We start from the raw sequence: 16,852 nt of genomic DNA on the forward strand, positions 1-16,852 counted from the left end.
GAGTTTTTGAGAATTGGAATGGAGATCAGGTATTAAGCGATTTGCATAATTATCAAGACTAAAAAGGGTTCATGGGACAAGCTGAAAAGTACAGAAGGGAAACGAGAAGTTAGCGCGTTTCAATAATTCGAAAATTCATTACGAATAGTGATCATTTTCAAATGCCATAATGAACTGAAAATCTATGGTATGTAGCTTAATTCTTCCGTCTATTATTATTTGATAGTTGATCTGTTAAGTAGTCAATTTGTTTTTGCATCCTTATCAACTGCTGGTCTCGGTCAGATTGACTTCTTTGATCTTGTGTATTGGAGTTAGCAGCCTCTTCCAATGCTAATACTGCTGCAACAGTTGCTAAGGCATCACCGAACGTAGTAATTACTGAAGCAATGACGGCGAGCTTATCAGCATAATTTTCTGGTAATGATGAATTTTGGCCTTTTTGATTATTGTTTAAATTATTTTTATTCATGGATTTCACCTCTCAATAATAAGACGATGTTAAATGAATCATCGTATCAATCTTATTTTATGCTAAAAATTACATTTTGGTACAATACCTTAACAAATCTCAAACGAAAGAGTGAAGGAGAATGGTTAAATAATCAATCATTGAAAAGAGACAATTTGCTACTGAGAGTTAATTTTTAATCAACAGTACGACAAAAAGCAACTATTCCAGGATAAGAATAGTTGCTGAAGAAGAAATGGAAAATGCTTTTAAATAGGAGGGAGAAAGGGCTCCTATTTGTATTTAATATATGCAACAACGATTCAAACGATGAAAATTCGATCAGTTAAATGAACAGTTCAAAGATATTATGGTATAAAAAAAGCCAGGTTGCTCTAGCTATAAAACATTGAAATTAACAGAGCAAAATGTTTCGTACAATAACATTATTTCCATTTAACAAAAAATTATGCAAAAAAATCCATGAGAATATCCCCGGCTTTAACAGACTAGGGGCGTCCTGCGCTATGAAGATTGACCATGAAAAAATGACAGCTGAAATAGATCTGATGAGTAACAAAACAATGTACGTGGTGAGGGACGGCAAACTGATTCCTTATACGCTGCCTGACTATGGTTCGACCGTTGTTGTTATGGTCGATGGCAGAGTAGATCGTCTTGAAGATAATACGAAAAAAAATATAATGAATAGTAGACACAAACTGCGACATAAAAAAGACATCGATTTTCCAGACCAATAGTTTTATTAGTTTGTCTATTAGCGCCAATATTGATAATACTGGGGAATGTAAGGAATTCGTGAGTATTGCTGAATGTATTGTGGCTGTTGATACTGTCGATTTAAATATTGATTAGGCGTATTTTGCTTTACTCTATTACAGTTCTTGTATGGACCTATATATGTTGATGGTTTAACCGGTTCAATTGCTTGTTTCCATTGATTTTCATCGATGCAATAAGTATGAGACATGATATTTGCAGGAGTAAATTTTAAGATGTCAGAGCCTAAAATCACTTCTGGAGTTGGTGCATTGAAAATTGCCAAAAGATGAGTGTTATCAACTGTAGCTACTTCGTAATGCCACCAACCTTGTGGAATGTTTGCCACTTGTCCAGGTGTAATAGAGTAACTGAGAAGCTGTTTTGTAAAGGGGTTCAGCATCGATACAGTAGCAGCACCAGAAATACAATAGACTAGCTCAGCCGCATTTTGGTGATAGTGAGGTTCTACAACGTTATTAGTACTTAGGAAAATGTCCAGCAACGACACATTTTCCAATGTATTTAACTGTTTCACACCTAGTACGTTAATATAGTTTTTTTCATCTTTTCTGAACAAGGGACTTTTATTTACGTCAAAAGTGTATTCAGTTGATGGAGATGTGTAATCCATATATGAAACCATAACTTCTTTTCACCTCTTTATAAGAACTATAAAACAAACTTTATAGGCATGTTATGCACTTACAATTAGCTTGGTGTGCGTAGTTATTAAAAATTAATTAGTAAGCAGTTCGACGAAACCGTACATTAGAAAAGGTGACATATACTTTAGCGGCATACTTCACAATTACTGAATAAATTATTAGTTTGTAATCATCTTGTTTACAAACATTCCAAAGTGAAAGGGACACTCACTAATGCTGGTGGGTGCTTTTTTCTATGCTTTAAAATAAACATCGTCGTTTTTGTCATATAGCTGCTGTATATATGAAAAGGTAAAAATTAAGACAGATAGGTTTAAGCTTAATGCTAAAAGGTTATATAAATAGTCAGTATCCTTATCTCTACCTTTGACTATTTACCCCGACATTCCTGTCGGGGGTCTTTTTTCTATGTCTAAAATAACGAAAGCAAATAGCGCAAGGCGTTGATCGAATGTGAAACATCTATAGTGTTCTTCTACGAGGAAAAGAGCCATTTGGCGTTGAGTATAATAATTTGACGAAAAAGGAGATAATAAAGTGGAATCCAAGCCAGATCTATCCGACTCAAGGAAGGAGATGATAAAATGGAATCCAAGCCAGATCTACTCAAATCAATGGACGATAACGAAATTTGCAATGAATTACCTATACCAACGAATACACCGGGACAAAACTTGGCAAGTGAACTTTATAAGCATTTGAAAAAAAGAGCTGAAGATTTTGACAATAAACTAGATGGCAGTCAAGGGGTGGGGGTTAAGCTTATTCCATCTGGGCAGTCGGTTACTTTTCAGGTAACTGCATTAGGTTACTGTGATCCCAGTTTAATCATTTTTGCGGGAGTTACTGATAGTGGATTGGAAGTGCAATTGATTCAACATGTATCACAGCTTAATTTTTTATTGATGGCAATGCCTCGACCGAACCCCAAAGAGCCTAAAATTCCATTAGGTTTCATCCAATAATAAAAAGGTCACTCTGATGAGTGGCTTCTTTATTTGCTCAAAATTAATTTCGGAGAAAGAAGGCGTGACGCCCGCTTCAGTTATCGTCGATATAGATACAACCATCGTTTTCACGAATCACCTTATCACAGATACGCCACCTGCAGATCCATATGGCATGTACTATTCTACTACCAATTTTATACAGATTCTCGACTACCTTTATTCCCAAAAAGACGAGATCGAAGTCATTACATTGAATGAAGTTTACATTGAACGAACTTTTGACAGGTGCCAGGCGTTTATTCGTTGGGATGCAAGGCCAGAAACCCGATGGTTCATTTTCCACAATAAGGACAAACGAACGGTTATATGTTCGGATTCCCGATGTACCATATAAATACGCAGGTTACGATTTAACAAGTAGTCGGAACATGCAGTGTAATAAGAGTTAAAAGATAATCAACTGAATGGAAACTAGAATAAATGGCCATAATAGCCATAGATAAAAACATAAAGGATGATATCATGATTTATATCTATAATGACTATGGTGGGACACATACAACGGCTCTGGCAGCCGCCTATCATTTAAAAGAAATTACCCAATCAGAACGAAAACTAACTAAAGAAGAAATATTAAATGTTAACTATTTCAATAAATTATCTAAAGATGATTCAGGAAAAATCATTTTTCACGGGATAGATGAAAATGGGGACTCGGTATATACAATAGGACGAAGATCCTCCAAACTTGTTGTTCCAGCATTAAAAAACTTAAGCTTATTACTACAAAGCAAACATCAATTTCAAGAAAAAATAATATTCTCTAATACATCACCAACTGTACCGTTCGTCATGTCAATTGGAGGGTTTTTCTCAAGAGGACTAAAAATTGATTTTATAGGTGTACCATTATTAATTATAGGTGCCAAACAATGCTGTGATAATATTTTTCGTTTGGTTGAAAATACGAAACAAATAGGGAAATCCTCAAATGAGGAAAAAGTGATTATTTTAGAAAATGAAATATATAAGTAATAATATTTAATGTTTTACCTCTGTTAGTAAAAGATTGCCTTAGCACATAGGAAATCGGTTTTTACATTTTAATAGACTAAAAGGTCAAGTTGGATACGTTGAGTCAACCATTAATGTTGGCTATTTGTTGTTTCACATACGGATTAAACTGTTAATTAAGCGCTTCGTAATCGGAGCGCTATTTTTACAGAGATTTGTCGAACGAATAAGCTTAATATAATAGGAGCTAGATATTATAATGGACATGTACTTTAAGTATTATGTGAAAGGGCAAGACTGCCAAAAAACGGTGATGCAGATCTACAGGGGCTAAGGTGCTAAGGTGCTAAAACTATGTCAGCCAGTTATTGAATATGATTTCCAAACCATATCTAATAGGAGGTATACTGTATGCCATTATACAGTATGAAAGAAATCTGGTCGCCGTTGAAGTGGATTGGGGTTAAGTTTTTTAGAACTCTTGATGAAGATGGTGCTTATTATATTAAGGTTGGAAACAAGCCTAGAAAGAGAATGTAACAATGTGGAGTAACGAAAAGGAAATAGCATTTCAAAGAGCGTCCATTTCGGGCGCTTTTTTATTTATAAGGAAAGCAAGGAGGCTGTACGATGGATTTTACGCAACTATCACCAGAGCTGTGGGCGTAGGGGATATTCTGTGCCCTTTTTGTATGGCTTTTACAGTTCCAGATGACGGAATCAAAAGAGCGGGAAAACAAGCTCACGGTACAGATTGATAAACAAAACGAAACACAAGATAAAATTGTTTCATCGCTTGAACGATTGGAAAAAGACATCATGGACATTAAAAATAACAAGCGGGAGGGATCTCATCACCGGTGTAACTATTATTTACCTTACTAATGTAGGTGTGGAGAACAGCAACTAATATATGGAATATAATATAGAGAAGGAGATCAATAGAAATGACTAAACATATTGAAATTGATCGTAATTCATTTAAATAGTGGCGGTTTAGATTTTAATAAATACCAAATATTATGTTGTAAAAGAGTAGTAGAAAAAACAATTGAATTTCAATCGATTAAAGGGGGGGATGAATGATGGACTTAACACAATTGCCAGCTGAATTTTGGGCACAAGGGGTTTTTGGCGTGTTGTTTGTATGGCTGTTACGCATTCAAATGGCTGAGTCAAAAGAACGCGAAAATAAATTGATGGCGCAGATCGAACGACAGAATGAAACGCAAGATAAAATTGTTTGTTCATTAGAAAGATTAGAAAAAGACATCTACGAAATTAAAAGTAACGAGCGAGAGTGATTTATATGCAAGGCATTAAAAATATCGATAATGGAACCATCGTGCGGACGGTGGTTCTTTTTGTTGCGTTTTTGAATCAATTTCTAGTGTTAGTAGGGTATTCACCGCTGCCATATGAAAGCGAAGAGGAAGAGGTCGAACATTTTGTGGTAGGAGTATTAACGTTTGTTGCAGCGGTTTGGGCTTGGTGAAAGAACAATAATATCGCAAGGGAAGTACGGCGAAAAGCGGCAATGATTGAAAGAGAGGGGAAATTGAAATGAGTAAAGACATCATCGAAGTCGACATTGATCCAGGACATGGAGGGAAAGATCCAGGTGCCGTATCGAATGGATTGCAGGAAAAAGACGTGGTGTTGGACATTGCTAAAAAGACTGCCGATTATTTAATGAAAAATTACTCAAACGTCAAAATTAACCTTACGCGCACGACGGACGTTTACCATGCTCCGGAAGCAAAAGTGCGTATCGCGAATGCTCATAAAGCAGCCTGCCTTGTGTCTATCCATTTAAACAGCTTATATCCAGATTCAAACGGTTTCGAAACGTTCCGTCAGCAGGGGGTGACGGAGAAACGGTAACGTTCCAAAAAGCTGCTCACGATGAGATTATGTCGTTTTTAAAACATTATGGAATCCGTGATCGAGGTATAAAACAGCAGAACTTAGCGGCGCTTCGTGTATCCAATATGCCGGTAGTTTTAACGGAAAATTTATTTGTGAGTAATCTTACTTCGAGCGCGATTGTTGAACAAGAAGTAAAAGGTTGATACATATTATACATGACTAATATGTATCAGCCTCTGTAAACGTGGTTTGAAGATCAGAAAATATATCCTTGGAGCAGGGCTTTTTTGTTTGTCTTATTTAAGTTGATTCACCGCACCCTATGAGCCTTGGTATGACGCAGTTCTACTGGGTTTATAAGCAAAAAAGACCGGCCGAGGCCAGTCAACATTGCTCAGTAATCACCGTCGGCAAAATCTCAACATCAACTTCCTGCCAGTCCTCAAAATTAAATTCTCTTTCGTTGATCCAACTAAAAATGTTGGGATTCCAATCAGTTTCGTTATCGCCAATGCTTCTTGAAATCTCGCCGAAGAAGAGAGCTTCGCTCACTTCCTTTCTTTCGCTATTCCAAAGGCGATATAAACCGGGCAACTTAACTGCTTCAAGCAATTTCAATTGGTCAGCTCCTTTTCTATAGTAGATATTCTCTATGTATATGCTAGATAAGAAGGACATATGCTAGAAACATAGTAGAAAAGAAGGTGTTTGTAAATGTTCAGAACCGATCTACACTTTCTGCATAAAAGGATATTTCTCTAAAATAAACTCGTCCCTGCATCTTGAGTGCCCTCGTTTTGCGGTGGTGAACCGTAAACCAAATGATAAATTGTATTTATATGAGACGACGCAACAAAATCTTTCTTCTCTAACACCTTATTGCATTTGTTACAGTCATTAATCCAAGAACATTCATTAGACCAGCTCCTTTTCTTCTATATATAAGGAGAAAACGTGACATGCTGTAAAGATTCGGTAATCAAGTAACGGAAAATATGTTCGTTTTTTTTACTTGGCCACAAAACGATGTATTATCGTCACGGGTATTGAAAACAATTATATTAACGCCTATTGCTTCACTAGAAAACAGAATCGGACGTTTAAGCTTGAGAACATTTTAGCAGCTGCCAAACCACGCGAAGGAAAAGTGACTAAATATGCTTGAAAATACGTTTGCCCAAAAGGAAAGAGGTTTAGTGCTATAATATAAATAATAGATGATCAAAATTCCGACCAAAAAACGACCAAAATTTTTGATCAAGGATTCATGAAATTTGAAAAATGAATTTACTAAACGCTTATAAATAAAGGGTTTTAAGTCTAAATTAAATGATATTGAAATTTATATATACACCAGGACATGCTAATCATCATTATTCCATTTACGATAAAAAATCAAATGGGATTTTCACAGGAGATACGGCCGGTGTTCGTTATGCAGAGCTGACAGACGAGGGAGAAGCCTTTTATTTACCGACTACATCACCTAATCAACTTAATCCAAATGACATGAGAATACCCATTTAAAATAGGAAAGGGGCTTTAGAATGGATAAAAAGAAACAAAAAAAGTCCTCTACATCTATCTCACTTAAATCTACTGAGATTCATTCGACAATAAAACAGGCTTTTGAGATTAAAAAGAATCCATTTCCATGGATAAAGGCTTTTAGTGCTGGAGTAAGTGCATCGCTGCCTGTCTTTATAGGGTTATTATTGGGCAGTTTACAATATGGTTTGTTAGCGGGAATTGGCGCCTTTACCTATCTTTATGTATTTAACCAGCCATATGCACAGAGAGCTAAAAAGCTCTTTTTTGTCATGATTGGAATTTCTTTATCAGTCGGAGTAGGAACACTTATTGCTCCATATCCACTTGCATCTGCTATTATGATGGGTGTGATTGGTGCTGTAGCTATTTTTATTTTTGGGGCGTTAAAAATTTCTGGTCCTTCTGCTATCTTTTTTGTTTTAAGTTTCGCCATGGCGACTGGTATGCCTGTCGATCCATCACTTGCTCCTCTGCGCACCGGGCTCGTTTTTCTCGGAGGGGTGTTATCGTGGCTAATTGCTATGCTCGGCTGGTTGATCAGCCCTCGTGAACCTGAAACGAATGTTGTAAAAAGAGTGTATATGGAATTGGCGGCATTTTTGGATTCAGTCGGTAAAGAGAACTTTAATGAGACAAGGCAAAGAACAGTATCAGCGATGAAACAGGCAGAAGATATTCTTTCAGCAGGATATATATCTTGGCAAAGTTCAGATATGTTTAAACGATTATATTTATTAACCGAGCATGCAAATACGATATTTTTAGAAGTACTCGAAATAGCTTTAGAAGAAAAGGCAAAGCTACCGCCAGAATTAGGGGAATCTATTCGGGCTCTCGCAAACTCGATTGAACATAAAAAGAAAAACAATACGAAAATTCTTCAGCCGGACCATGTTAATGAAGCGGCAGAGCATTTATTCGTCAAAATTTATAATGCGGATGCCATCATGAATGAACCGATTTCTAGGATTAATCAAGAAGTTCGAATTTCAAAGCGATCATTAAAAACGGTTTTTTTAGGCGCTTTCGACAAAAATTCGATTGTCTTTCTGTCATCTGTTAAATATGGAACGGTCCTTACGTTTGCTGCGATTATTGCGTATACATTTGACTTTAACCGCTCGTATTGGATTCCATTATCCTGTGCAGCTGTCATGTCTGGCGCGACAATTATCGCTACGTTTCACCGCGCCGTTCAACGATTTCTTGGAACAATCGTCGGCATTCTCGTAGCGAGCATCATTCTGTCATCCACGCCTCAAGGATATATTATCGCCATTATCATTTTGGTTTTGACATTTTTCACAGAACTTTTTATTGTGCGAAATTATGGCTTTGCTGCGATGTTCTTTACACCATCCGCTTTAATCATGGCAGAATACACGACTCAAGTGCATGACTTCGCTTTTTTTGCAACCGTGAGAGTAACAGATATTTTTATAGGATGCGTCATAGGTCTTATTGGGACATTGTTGATAGGCAGACGTTCTGCTTCCAGTCTACTTCCGCATTTTATTGCTAAAACAATTCGAAGTGAGGGACAGTTTCTACTCATGCTGTTTTCTGAACATAATAGTCGTATTGACTATGAAGAGAGCAGAGAAAGAAGTAAAATGCAAACCAATTTAACCAATTTAAAAACGGTATATAATACAGCATCAGGGGAATTATTTAGCAACAAGACGGTATTAGATTCTCTCTGGCCTGTCATATTTTCCATAGAACAGATGGGCTATTTACTTGATTCAAGCTTAAAATATGATAAACGACCTGTTCTTTCAGATGAAAGTCTCGCTCAATTGCTTTATACTTTTGAAACGATGGCGATGGCTGCTGAACAAAATCAGCCGCATACAGAAAAAAACACACCTGATATTCAAGGTTTTTCAAAAATAAAAAAAGAGATTATCGCTCTCCAGAACGCTCTTCAAATCAGTGAGAGAGTCCCCGGCTAAAAATGAATGATCAGTCAGGGTTTTTTCTTCCATCAAATGTCGTTGCATCGAGATGTATAGTTACTCAATTTTATCATTTTCGATGCGCGAGAGAGCGAATCTCAAACATCATCAAAAACACACATTTTTTAAATGATCGTGCATCGGATCTTCTTGAATCCATTCTAAATATAAGTTGGTAAGCGATATATCTGTACGTCCAACTAAATCTTTTACAACGGATAGAACGGACTATGCCTATTATGCTTTTCCGATCACACCCACAAGTAAATCACCACGATTGTTGCGGTGGAAACATCCCCAATTTAATTGGATTAATTCTGATGCCAGAATGCCAAGCGTCAATAATAGAAACCCAACCAACCGGTCGCGTGCTTCAATTTGCAAGCGGTTTTTTTATGTTTTCACTGCTTTTGAAAAGCAGTCGATAATCGCTTTTGCTTCACAGGTGGGCAATTCACGCATCGTCTTCCGATTTCCGTTTGAATCCAGACAGAAAATTCTTCGTCTGTGCAGTTTTCGAGCGATAAATTACGGTCGTTATCCAATAAATGCATTCTTGACAGCAGCATTTCTAAAAAAGCATTTTGCGATTGAAAAATAGATAGTTCAAACATGGAAGTCCTCATTTACTATAATTTTATTATGTAAAGTATAGATAATTTATACTTATGCAAACTAAAAACAGAAAATCCTTATATAATAAGGATTCAATAGGTATTTTCATCGTATTTTTTATTTTAGGTGACTAAAAGGGGACCAATAAGCTTAAAACATGTTTGAAAGCTTCGTAACGGCTTCCAGTTCATTTTCTTTTGTTAAATGTGAATACGTGTCGATTGTGAGTGTGATACTACTATGCCCTAGACGCTCTTGGATAACTTTTATGTTTACACCTTTAGAAAGAAGAAGAGACGCGTGCGTGTGCCGCAAGTCGTGGAATCGGATTCGTTTCAATCCGTGCCTTTCGATGAACTCTAAAAAATATTTCGAAAAGGCATTGTCTGAATGAGGGTATCCGTCAGCGCGGCAAAAGATTAAATCCATCCCCTCAACACCACACCAATCAGGACCTTGAAACATACGGTCTTTCTTCACTTCTTTTATATAGTTTTTGAGCGATGCCATAAAGTGTTCTGGCATCGGAATTACACGCACCTTTTTATTCTTGGTCGCTCCAAGAAAGAAGGTGTCGTTTTCTTTATCATGTATTAACGTATGTTTGATCGTGATGGTATTATCGTTAAAGTTTACATTATCCATTGTCAGGCCAGAAATTTCACCAATCCTCATTCCGGAAAAGAGTGCCATTTGAATTACCATCCGATGTTTCGGCAAGGCAGACGGTAACAGATCAAGCAGCTGCTTCACTTCATTTTCATCGTAAAACGACATTTCTTGTTTCTTCTGCTTTGTCTTTTTCACTGCATCAGCCACATTTTCATCAAGTAAATCCCATTCCACCATCTTTTGAAGCATGACGCGATTCACCCGCATTTTATAGTTGGTTGATTTCTCGTCTTGTTTAGTCAGGTGGTTCATAAATTCAACGATGTGAATCTTCTTTAAATCCTTCAATTTTAAGTCGCCCAAATATTCGACAGCCGGCTGAATGTTCATCTTATACGCTCTTTGCGAATGATAGGTTAAATGGGTCACATGGTTTTTTAGCCACAGCGCAACAGCATCCCGGTACGTCATATTATTCGTGTCTATCGGTCCACTGTTTGCGACTGCAATCTCAAACTCCGTAATCGCTTTTTTAATCGCGCGATCAGATAAACTTTTAAGCGAGACGGTTTTCTTACGTCTGATCCGTTTCCCGCGTTCATCGTACCCTAATTCAGCGGTGATTTTAATGCGCGGCAGTTCGCTTTTATCAGCCGGATTTTTCTTATCCAATACGATGTAACTTGCCATGCGAAACACTCCATTCCTTGAAAATCGCGTCCTTTTCTTATTTAATACAACCTTAATATAAGTAAAGATAACTGTCAAAATTTTATTTATAAACAAAATAATAGTTAATAACTAGTAGACTCTAACAATCTACGGTAAATATGAAGGGGGTATAATGCACTCTTACTTATGAGGGGAACAAACATGACCGAACAACTCACATCCTGCTTATTCAGCATAAAAAAAAGCCGGGTTGCTCCAACTTTTAAAAATAGAAATCAACATAGCAGAATGTTTCGGTCAATAACATTATTTCCAATTAATAGAAGTATATACAAAAAGCCGAGGGAAGCGAAGACCCTCGACCAGAAAGAGTGAAAACACAGTATGCAGGAGTGAACTCTCATGCAACAACAGTTTAACCATCTCAGGGTAATTTATACAAATTAAGCTTTAAATAAATACCAGAAACAAGCGGGGCTAATACCCCGCCTTTATTTCCGCCTCATATAGAACGTACGTGTGAAAATTAAAAAAGAAGCTCGTAGGCTCAATCTTCTCCTATCGTGCAGGAATCGTTAATCACAGCTTGTGCCTGTTCGGGCGAGAGACCTTGTTCTTTTTGCAACCAATCATAAAAGTCGAGATGGAGTGTTTCAAAATGATCGAGTTCACCGGGTCTAGTTTGTTCACTCATTCCGAATAGGTATTCTTTATGCAAATGAAGATAATGAGTTACCTGATTCATATGAATCTCTCCTTTATATAGGCATATACCCGAATTTGTGTGGTTTATTCAAAAAAATAAAAGAAAAAGCCCTGCGTGAGCGGAGCCGTAAATGTATTCTAATCCTAATTGCGTTTTTGAATCTTGTTAAATCCCTCAGCAGTAATCTTTGCATCGTTTGATTTACCAAGACCTGCTTGGGCTTTGCTGATTAATTTACCGTTTTGGAACATGAAGTTCGAGTTCCCTTTCTAAAGTGCTTCTACTGGTGATGTCGAGGGAAATGAACGGACGAATAAAGCCGAGAAAATAGGAGCATGAATCAAGTGAGTGAATGGCTAACAATCTGGCAACTAATTGATCAGCTAAAACCATGCGAAACAGCAACAGATGAAAATGAAGAGTATACAGTTTCATGGAAGCATAGTCTTTTTTTTGAGGAAGAAGACGGAAATGTGCATAAAGATATTATTCTGTCGTATAAATGTTTAATATGGCACATACTGTCGAAACACGCACCCCTTGAGGAAGCGATGAAGGCGTTGAAAGCGTTGAAAGACGGATAATTTGTGACCTTGCATCTATTAAATGTTGAACACCGTTTTAGTGCAGAAAATCACTTTAGAACATTCGTAGAAAAGGGCATAACAATCGAAAACTTTGTTAACGGCATGTGGTCAATTTACGAATAATCAAATAACAGAGAGCGTTTATCGTGTTCGAAAGAGACTCTTGGGTTAAATAGAAGATTGAAAAGACAATCGAGTTTGTAAACTTTTCTAATGCGAATGTGTCAACGGTTTGTTGTGTTAAAAACAGAAAAATCCTGAGAACGTCATGAACGGCAATATTCACAAGCTAGGTGAAAAGCCGGAATCAGAGAATTGATAAACGTCGCACTCCTCATGAGGGAGATGGAATCGTTTGAACATTTGAGCGGGCGATTGAAACGTCTGGCAGAAAGGGAGATGGCAGAATGAAATCCTTTACGATGTACATTGAAAAGCCAATGAGTTACCACGAACGATTATTCCGCTCCGAAGGATATACAAGAGATGATATCGACAAGTTAGCGGCGCAGCTGATTGAGAAGGGATTCATCGAAGCGGGCGATCCATACGCACGGGAAATAGCATGTGTGGCGGAAATGGCGAAAGTAAGGGCACGGCAGTGCGTGGATGGCGGTGATGCATCATGACAACATTTCGAGAAGAATTCAAAAAAAGTGAACTCATACTTAAACTAGAACGCCGGTTAAAAATAGCTGAAATGAAATCAAGGCATGCAGAGAAGATGATGGGGTGATTAAAAGAAATTGTATTTGACGAAAGAACGCCCGTTGCGTTTCGGTTGGAACGAGTACAAGGGCTAGTAAGGGAAAACCAGCGTGAAAAAAGGAGATGGGATTTTTGAGATACAGCCAGAGACGATATGAAACGGTGCTAAAAGAAAACAGCCATGCAGGGAATCCGAAACCGTCATTTGAGGAACGGGAAAAACTGATTGCTGAATATCGCTTGAACAGTATGACGCGAGTAGAGAAAATCACGGACGAATCAAAGAAAGATTTGAATCACAAATGAAGGCAGCTATCAAGGAGTTGGATGGACGAACACTAACACTTGAACAGGCGAGGATACAGTACGAGAAAATGCTTTATAAAGAGGTGAATCGGTTTTCGAAGTGGGGAAAATTCGTCGGATTGGAAATAGAGGACCTTTTCAGTTATGCAAATGAAGGTTTGATAAAAGCATTTAACCGGTTCGATACAGAAAGAGGATTACGATTTTCGACGTATTGCGTGCCCATGGTAGAAGGCGAAATAAAAAGAGGGCTGCGTGATTTTGATAGCAAAATAAAAGTCCCGCGGCTTACGAAAGAAATTGCTAATAAGATCAAAATGCAGAGTCTTGAAGATGAAACGCCTGAAAAGATAGCAGAAATCATCGGTTGTAAAGAAGAAGCGGTTGAACACGCGTTAATGGCACTAGAACTTCGATTCACCAATTTGGATGCGCCGGTTATTAATAAAGACGGAAATGAACACACGTTTTCTGACATGATCGGCAAAGAAGAGGACGTCACAACGGTTATCGTCGATGACTTTATTAACAGTATTCCGGAAAAATTGAAGCTTGTTATTCAGTTGAGCATGGAAGGAAATACACAGGAAGAAGTTGGTAGAATTATTGGAGTTTCCCAGGTTCAAGTATCTAGGTATTTAAAGCAAATCGGCGAGCGTTGGAAGCAATATGACAAAGAGGAGGAAAAACAAATGGCAGTAACAGCAAATCGAATTGATGAAGCGATCTACATGAATTTGAAACGTGAGTACATTATTAGAAGAAGGAGCTCGGGTAGAAAGTAAATGTGATGGAGTAGACCCGAGCGGAGTAGAAGCGCAATCGATAAATAAAAGTGATGCAGCTGAATTTTTAATGTTTTTTAGATGCTTCTCTCGTTAAATAATCGAGTTGTTTTTGTATAGTATTTAATTGCTGTTGAATGGGCTCCAGACTTAATTGATCTTGAGAATTAGTGTTTGAGAGTTCTTCTAAAGCCAACACATCGGCACATACTCCTATAATCTCACCGAGGGCTACGACTGCGGACCCAATGATTGCGAGCTGTGCGGCATTAATTTCAGAAGATGACGAAGAATTTTCTTTCTTAGCACCTCTTAATTGATCTGGTTTCATCACATTAACCTCCTGAAATGTAAGGATTAATAACGTTTACATTTTATGCGGAAAATTATTTAGCGTGATAAGGAAAAGGACTATGAGGACCTTATAATAGGCGTCAGGTTTGGATTGGAAAAAGCTGAAGTTTAATCAACAGTACTATGTCAGGCAGTTGTCGAATACAGGCCTCCGTACGATTTAGAATGGAGGAAACAAAGTGAATAAAAGAAATAGGAGAAAAAACGCTCCGAGAATGTATATGGGCTATTTAACTTCAAAACAGCGTAAAGCTGTTGAGTAGTATGAGAAAAAAAGAAAAGAAAGTAATTTAAAGGTCTCAAAATACGTTTTAGAAATAATTAGTGGTTGGAATATAAAGACAAGCAGTGACAAGTATATAAAAACACCTTGAACGTCCATTCCGGGCAAAAACGTAGCCGTATTGCATGAAACAAAGGCGAAAGCCTTATTGCTCGAATGCTTATTCGTCGATAATAAAGGTGATATGGACAAACTCAATGGCCAGGCATTTTTTGCGGAGTTTTGCCGGGCGATTGCCGATGGGATTGCAAAAGCAGTTGGAGTGACTCCTAAATCCATGTCAAGCTGTGACAGGCTCGGGCCAAGTAACAGCTGGCAAGTACCGAATTCTCACCGGAGTATTCGACAGCAAGGAATCGGTCGAAGAAACCGCTGCTTTCATTAAAGAGAAAGTCGGCTATAATCCGTTTATCCGTACAGAAGGATGATATAATAGAAACGAGCATGCCACCGTTACGTGTTTGCAGCCGGGGCTTTTTTTAATGGTCTTATTCAAGGTGAATCTCTGCATGCTATGAGCCACTGACATGACGTGGGTTTACCAATTTGGTCAGAATAGAAGAAGACCTGCCGCATCCAGTTACCTAGCAAGCAATCCTACAATTACCCTAGTTCCTTCACCTAGTTTACTCTGAACCTCAATCGTTCCTTTGTGAGCCTCTATGATCCATTTACATAAAGATAACCCTAATCCTGTTCCTCCCTGACTTCTTGACCGGGAATCGTCCACCCGATAAAATCGTTGAAAGATAAAAGGCAAGTGTTCCTGCGGAATACCGATTCCATGATCAATTACTTCAATATAAATTATTTCTTTTATACTGCATGCCTTGATTTCCACTGTTCCACTTGTTGGGGTGTACTTAATTGCATTCTCCACCAAATTAATAAATAATCTTCGTAAGAGATCTTCATCCCCGTAGAGAGTGAACGGCTCATTAATTTGAATATTCAAATTAATCTGTTTTTTCAGGACTAAGGGTAATAAATGATTTCTTACATATTGAAGTAAGAACACTCCGTCCACTGTTTTTCGCTTTATCTGATTTGAATTTGAGGTATCTCTCGATAAATATAAAAATTTTTCTACCATATCAGATAAATAGATGACCTCTTCTAAAATAGTATGTAGGACACGTTTATATTCCACTTCTGATCTACTTCTATTTAAAGCAACATCCAATTCTCCTCGCATAATCGTTAAGGAAGTGCGAAGTTCATGAGAAGCATCGGAAGTAAACTGTTGAATTTGAGTGAAAGAGGCTTCCAATCGATCCATCATACAATTAAGAGTTATACATAAACTCTGCAGTTCATCTTCCGGCCCTTCAATAGGGAGCCGTTCATATAAATTTGTTGCTGTAATTTGATTAGTAGTATTGATTATTTGATGAATCGGCTGTAATGTTTTTTTGGAAATTAGCCACCCCATGACCACCGAGACTCCTACAAAGCAGCATGTAAGAAATAAAAGAATGTGTTTTAAATTCAAAATGGACACTTCCAATATCCTACTGTATGTAGCCACTGTGACTTGATATTTTAATATCCCCTTAGAACTCATAGACATTGACATTGCACGAATGGGTGTATCACTCAAATCGGTATTCCAGACGGAAACATTTTCAACCTTCCTGTCTAACACATTTGAGCGTTTGATTTGTTTGCCATGCAAGTTATGAGATCCCGCAATGAGTTGCCCCCGTTCGTTTTCAATTTGCCAATATATTTCTTCTTTATTAATCCCCGCAAAACTTGGCAATCCATTTATGTGTTGTTCAATTTCAGTAAACGAATCCTTTTTCTCTAAACAATACGTAATTAAACCGAGCTCTCTAGCCAGCATCGAATCAACTTTTTTAGTTAACATATCCGAAAATGTAATATACAAGAATCCACTAAATAGGAATAAAACGAACATAAACATAACCGAATGCCAAATTGCAATTCTCCATCCAATCCTTTTTAAAAATTTCATGATGT

General features: G+C 37.6%; 24 protein-coding genes, 1 pseudogene and 1 riboswitch. Of the genes and pseudogenes, 16 read left to right on the forward strand and 9 right to left on the reverse strand.

What is annotated here, in order from left to right:
* Positions 1-196 precede the first annotated feature (196 nt).
* Positions 197-472, reverse strand: coding sequence for a hypothetical protein (locus tag A3M5_RS0106595; protein ID WP_018392972.1), 276 nt, complete (start codon positions 470-472; stop codon positions 197-199).
* Positions 473-978: 506 nt separating this feature from the next.
* Here A3M5_RS0106595 and A3M5_RS22425 point away from each other — a divergent pair.
* A complete protein-coding gene (locus A3M5_RS22425; protein WP_018392973.1) occupies positions 979-1,212 on the forward strand; it encodes a hypothetical protein in 234 nt (77 codons plus the stop codon).
* A gap of 17 nt (positions 1,213-1,229) precedes the next feature.
* Here A3M5_RS22425 and A3M5_RS0106605 read toward each other — a convergent pair whose 3' ends face one another.
* The gene (locus A3M5_RS0106605; protein ID WP_018392974.1) at positions 1,230-1,877 is read right to left on the reverse strand and encodes a cupin domain-containing protein; all 648 of its coding nucleotides are present in this window, start codon (positions 1,875-1,877) and stop codon (positions 1,230-1,232) included.
* A gap of 606 nt (positions 1,878-2,483) precedes the next feature.
* Between A3M5_RS0106605 and A3M5_RS0106610 the strand changes: the two genes are divergently transcribed.
* The 8 genes from A3M5_RS0106610 (at position 2,484) to A3M5_RS25250 (ending at position 5,935) form a co-directional block, all read left to right on the forward strand.
* Entirely contained in the window at positions 2,484-2,864 is a 381-nt protein-coding gene (locus A3M5_RS0106610) for a DUF6173 family protein (RefSeq protein ID WP_018392975.1), read from the forward strand.
* Positions 2,865-3,371: 507 nt separating this feature from the next.
* On the forward strand, positions 3,372-3,884 hold the full coding sequence (locus A3M5_RS0106620; RefSeq protein ID WP_026221610.1) for a DUF3189 family protein: 513 nt from the start codon (positions 3,372-3,374) through the stop codon (positions 3,882-3,884).
* Between the two features lie 259 nt (positions 3,885-4,143).
* A riboswitch (cyclic di-GMP riboswitch) is annotated at positions 4,144-4,236 on the forward strand.
* 38 nt (positions 4,237-4,274) lie between these two features.
* Positions 4,275-4,403: a hypothetical protein gene (locus A3M5_RS26415; RefSeq protein ID WP_018392978.1), complete on the forward strand. Its 129-nt coding sequence runs from the start codon at positions 4,275-4,277 to the stop codon at positions 4,401-4,403.
* Positions 4,404-4,535: 132 nt separating this feature from the next.
* Positions 4,536-4,748 (forward strand): BhlA/UviB family holin-like peptide, encoded by a 213-nt coding sequence (locus A3M5_RS24510; RefSeq protein WP_286130762.1) that lies wholly within the window; start codon positions 4,536-4,538, stop codon positions 4,746-4,748.
* Positions 4,749-4,945: 197 nt separating this feature from the next.
* A complete protein-coding gene (locus A3M5_RS0106635) occupies positions 4,946-5,167 on the forward strand; it encodes a BhlA/UviB family holin-like peptide (protein WP_018392980.1) in 222 nt (73 codons plus the stop codon).
* A 5-nt stretch (positions 5,168-5,172) separates the two neighbouring features.
* On the forward strand, positions 5,173-5,358 hold the full coding sequence (locus tag A3M5_RS24030) for a phage holin (protein ID WP_082193864.1): 186 nt from the start codon (positions 5,173-5,175) through the stop codon (positions 5,356-5,358).
* 68 nt (positions 5,359-5,426) lie between these two features.
* Positions 5,427-5,747 (forward strand): N-acetylmuramoyl-L-alanine amidase family protein, encoded by a 321-nt coding sequence (locus A3M5_RS22435; RefSeq protein ID WP_018392981.1) that lies wholly within the window; start codon positions 5,427-5,429, stop codon positions 5,745-5,747.
* 29 nt (positions 5,748-5,776) lie between these two features.
* Complete coding sequence (locus tag A3M5_RS25250; protein ID WP_018392982.1) at positions 5,777-5,935, forward strand: N-acetylmuramoyl-L-alanine amidase; 159 nt, start codon at positions 5,777-5,779, stop codon at positions 5,933-5,935.
* 181 nt (positions 5,936-6,116) lie between these two features.
* Here the strand turns inward: A3M5_RS25250 and A3M5_RS0106650 are convergent, their stop codons facing one another.
* On the reverse strand, positions 6,117-6,350 hold the full coding sequence (locus tag A3M5_RS0106650; protein WP_018392983.1) for a hypothetical protein: 234 nt from the start codon (positions 6,348-6,350) through the stop codon (positions 6,117-6,119).
* Positions 6,351-7,067: 717 nt separating this feature from the next.
* On the opposite strand from A3M5_RS0106650, the pseudogene A3M5_RS25255 reads away from it, so the two are divergent.
* Both A3M5_RS25255 and A3M5_RS0106655 read left to right on the forward strand, forming a co-directional pair.
* A pseudogene (locus A3M5_RS25255) lies at positions 7,068-7,247 on the forward strand (MBL fold metallo-hydrolase); the annotation flags it as partial.
* A 32-nt stretch (positions 7,248-7,279) separates the two neighbouring features.
* Positions 7,280-9,238, forward strand: a complete 1,959-nt coding sequence (locus A3M5_RS0106655) for an FUSC family protein (protein ID WP_018392984.1) — start codon at positions 7,280-7,282, stop codon at positions 9,236-9,238.
* A gap of 404 nt (positions 9,239-9,642) precedes the next feature.
* Here the strand turns inward: A3M5_RS0106655 and A3M5_RS0106660 are convergent, their stop codons facing one another.
* From A3M5_RS0106660 to A3M5_RS26795, 4 genes are all read right to left on the reverse strand, one after another.
* Positions 9,643-9,855, reverse strand: coding sequence for a hypothetical protein (locus A3M5_RS0106660; protein WP_018392985.1), 213 nt, complete (start codon positions 9,853-9,855; stop codon positions 9,643-9,645).
* A 151-nt stretch (positions 9,856-10,006) separates the two neighbouring features.
* On the reverse strand, positions 10,007-11,158 hold the full coding sequence (locus tag A3M5_RS0106665; protein ID WP_018392986.1) for a tyrosine-type recombinase/integrase: 1,152 nt from the start codon (positions 11,156-11,158) through the stop codon (positions 10,007-10,009).
* A gap of 529 nt (positions 11,159-11,687) precedes the next feature.
* Positions 11,688-11,885, reverse strand: coding sequence for a hypothetical protein (locus A3M5_RS0106670; RefSeq protein ID WP_018392987.1), 198 nt, complete (start codon positions 11,883-11,885; stop codon positions 11,688-11,690).
* A 104-nt stretch (positions 11,886-11,989) separates the two neighbouring features.
* Positions 11,990-12,097 (reverse strand): hypothetical protein, encoded by a 108-nt coding sequence (locus tag A3M5_RS26795; protein WP_018392988.1) that lies wholly within the window; start codon positions 12,095-12,097, stop codon positions 11,990-11,992.
* A 93-nt stretch (positions 12,098-12,190) separates the two neighbouring features.
* Between A3M5_RS26795 and A3M5_RS0106680 the strand changes: the two genes are divergently transcribed.
* The 4 genes from A3M5_RS0106680 (at position 12,191) to A3M5_RS0106700 (ending at position 14,232) form a co-directional block, all read left to right on the forward strand.
* Positions 12,191-12,430, forward strand: a complete 240-nt coding sequence (locus tag A3M5_RS0106680; RefSeq protein WP_018392989.1) for a hypothetical protein — start codon at positions 12,191-12,193, stop codon at positions 12,428-12,430.
* Positions 12,431-12,840: 410 nt separating this feature from the next.
* The gene (locus A3M5_RS0106685) at positions 12,841-13,062 is read left to right on the forward strand and encodes a hypothetical protein (RefSeq protein ID WP_018392990.1); all 222 of its coding nucleotides are present in this window, start codon (positions 12,841-12,843) and stop codon (positions 13,060-13,062) included.
* A gap of 211 nt (positions 13,063-13,273) precedes the next feature.
* Entirely contained in the window at positions 13,274-13,447 is a 174-nt protein-coding gene (locus tag A3M5_RS25260; protein ID WP_018392992.1) for a hypothetical protein, read from the forward strand.
* On the forward strand, positions 13,444-14,232 hold the full coding sequence (locus A3M5_RS0106700; protein WP_018392993.1) for a sigma-70 family RNA polymerase sigma factor: 789 nt from the start codon (positions 13,444-13,446) through the stop codon (positions 14,230-14,232). The genes A3M5_RS25260 and A3M5_RS0106700 overlap by 4 nt, the downstream gene beginning before the upstream one ends.
* Positions 14,233-14,299: 67 nt before the next feature.
* Here the strand turns inward: A3M5_RS0106700 and A3M5_RS0106705 are convergent, their stop codons facing one another.
* Positions 14,300-14,563, reverse strand: coding sequence for a hypothetical protein (locus tag A3M5_RS0106705; RefSeq protein ID WP_018392994.1), 264 nt, complete (start codon positions 14,561-14,563; stop codon positions 14,300-14,302).
* A gap of 403 nt (positions 14,564-14,966) precedes the next feature.
* On the opposite strand from A3M5_RS0106705, the gene A3M5_RS24515 reads away from it, so the two are divergent.
* Positions 14,967-15,254, forward strand: a complete 288-nt coding sequence (locus A3M5_RS24515; protein WP_082193865.1) for an N-acetylmuramoyl-L-alanine amidase — start codon at positions 14,967-14,969, stop codon at positions 15,252-15,254.
* A 195-nt stretch (positions 15,255-15,449) separates the two neighbouring features.
* Here the strand turns inward: A3M5_RS24515 and A3M5_RS0106715 are convergent, their stop codons facing one another.
* The gene (locus A3M5_RS0106715) at positions 15,450-16,847 is read right to left on the reverse strand and encodes a HAMP domain-containing sensor histidine kinase (RefSeq protein ID WP_018392996.1); all 1,398 of its coding nucleotides are present in this window, start codon (positions 16,845-16,847) and stop codon (positions 15,450-15,452) included.
* Positions 16,848-16,852: the final 5 nt, after the last annotated feature.

It is taken from the genome of Bacillus sp. 37MA (assembly GCF_000372765.1).
GTDB classification, from domain to species: domain Bacteria; phylum Bacillota; class Bacilli; order Bacillales; family Domibacillaceae; genus Domibacillus; species Domibacillus aminovorans.

Coding starts and splice junctions, on each gene's coding strand:
- A3M5_RS0106655 (WP_018392984.1), top strand. CDS start 7,280: ATGGATAAAAAGAAACAAAAAAAGTCCTCTACATCTATCTCACTTAAA.
- A3M5_RS24030 (WP_082193864.1), top strand. CDS start 5,173: ATGCAAGGCATTAAAAATATCGATAATGGAACCATCGTGCGGACGGTG.
- A3M5_RS26795 (WP_018392988.1), bottom strand. CDS start 12,097: ATGTTCCAAAACGGTAAATTAATCAGCAAAGCCCAAGCAGGTCTTGGT.
- A3M5_RS0106685 (WP_018392990.1), top strand. CDS start 12,841: ATGAAATCCTTTACGATGTACATTGAAAAGCCAATGAGTTACCACGAA.
- A3M5_RS22425 (WP_018392973.1), top strand. CDS start 979: ATGAAGATTGACCATGAAAAAATGACAGCTGAAATAGATCTGATGAGT.
- A3M5_RS0106605 (WP_018392974.1), bottom strand. CDS start 1,877: ATGGTTTCATATATGGATTACACATCTCCATCAACTGAATACACTTTT.
- A3M5_RS0106620 (WP_026221610.1), top strand. CDS start 3,372: ATGATTTATATCTATAATGACTATGGTGGGACACATACAACGGCTCTG.
- A3M5_RS26415 (WP_018392978.1), top strand. CDS start 4,275: ATGCCATTATACAGTATGAAAGAAATCTGGTCGCCGTTGAAGTGGATT.
- A3M5_RS0106595 (WP_018392972.1), bottom strand. CDS start 472: ATGAATAAAAATAATTTAAACAATAATCAAAAAGGCCAAAATTCATCA.
- A3M5_RS0106610 (WP_018392975.1), top strand. CDS start 2,484: ATGGAATCCAAGCCAGATCTACTCAAATCAATGGACGATAACGAAATT.
- A3M5_RS0106670 (WP_018392987.1), bottom strand. CDS start 11,885: ATGAATCAGGTAACTCATTATCTTCATTTGCATAAAGAATACCTATTC.
- A3M5_RS22435 (WP_018392981.1), top strand. CDS start 5,427: ATGAGTAAAGACATCATCGAAGTCGACATTGATCCAGGACATGGAGGG.
- A3M5_RS0106660 (WP_018392985.1), bottom strand. CDS start 9,855: ATGTTTGAACTATCTATTTTTCAATCGCAAAATGCTTTTTTAGAAATG.
- A3M5_RS0106635 (WP_018392980.1), top strand. CDS start 4,946: ATGATGGACTTAACACAATTGCCAGCTGAATTTTGGGCACAAGGGGTT.
- A3M5_RS0106705 (WP_018392994.1), bottom strand. CDS start 14,563: ATGAAACCAGATCAATTAAGAGGTGCTAAGAAAGAAAATTCTTCGTCA.
- A3M5_RS25250 (WP_018392982.1), top strand. CDS start 5,777: ATGTCGTTTTTAAAACATTATGGAATCCGTGATCGAGGTATAAAACAG.
- A3M5_RS0106715 (WP_018392996.1), bottom strand. CDS start 16,847: ATGAAATTTTTAAAAAGGATTGGATGGAGAATTGCAATTTGGCATTCG.
- A3M5_RS0106700 (WP_018392993.1), top strand. CDS start 13,444: ATGAAGGCAGCTATCAAGGAGTTGGATGGACGAACACTAACACTTGAA.
- A3M5_RS0106665 (WP_018392986.1), bottom strand. CDS start 11,158: ATGGCAAGTTACATCGTATTGGATAAGAAAAATCCGGCTGATAAAAGC.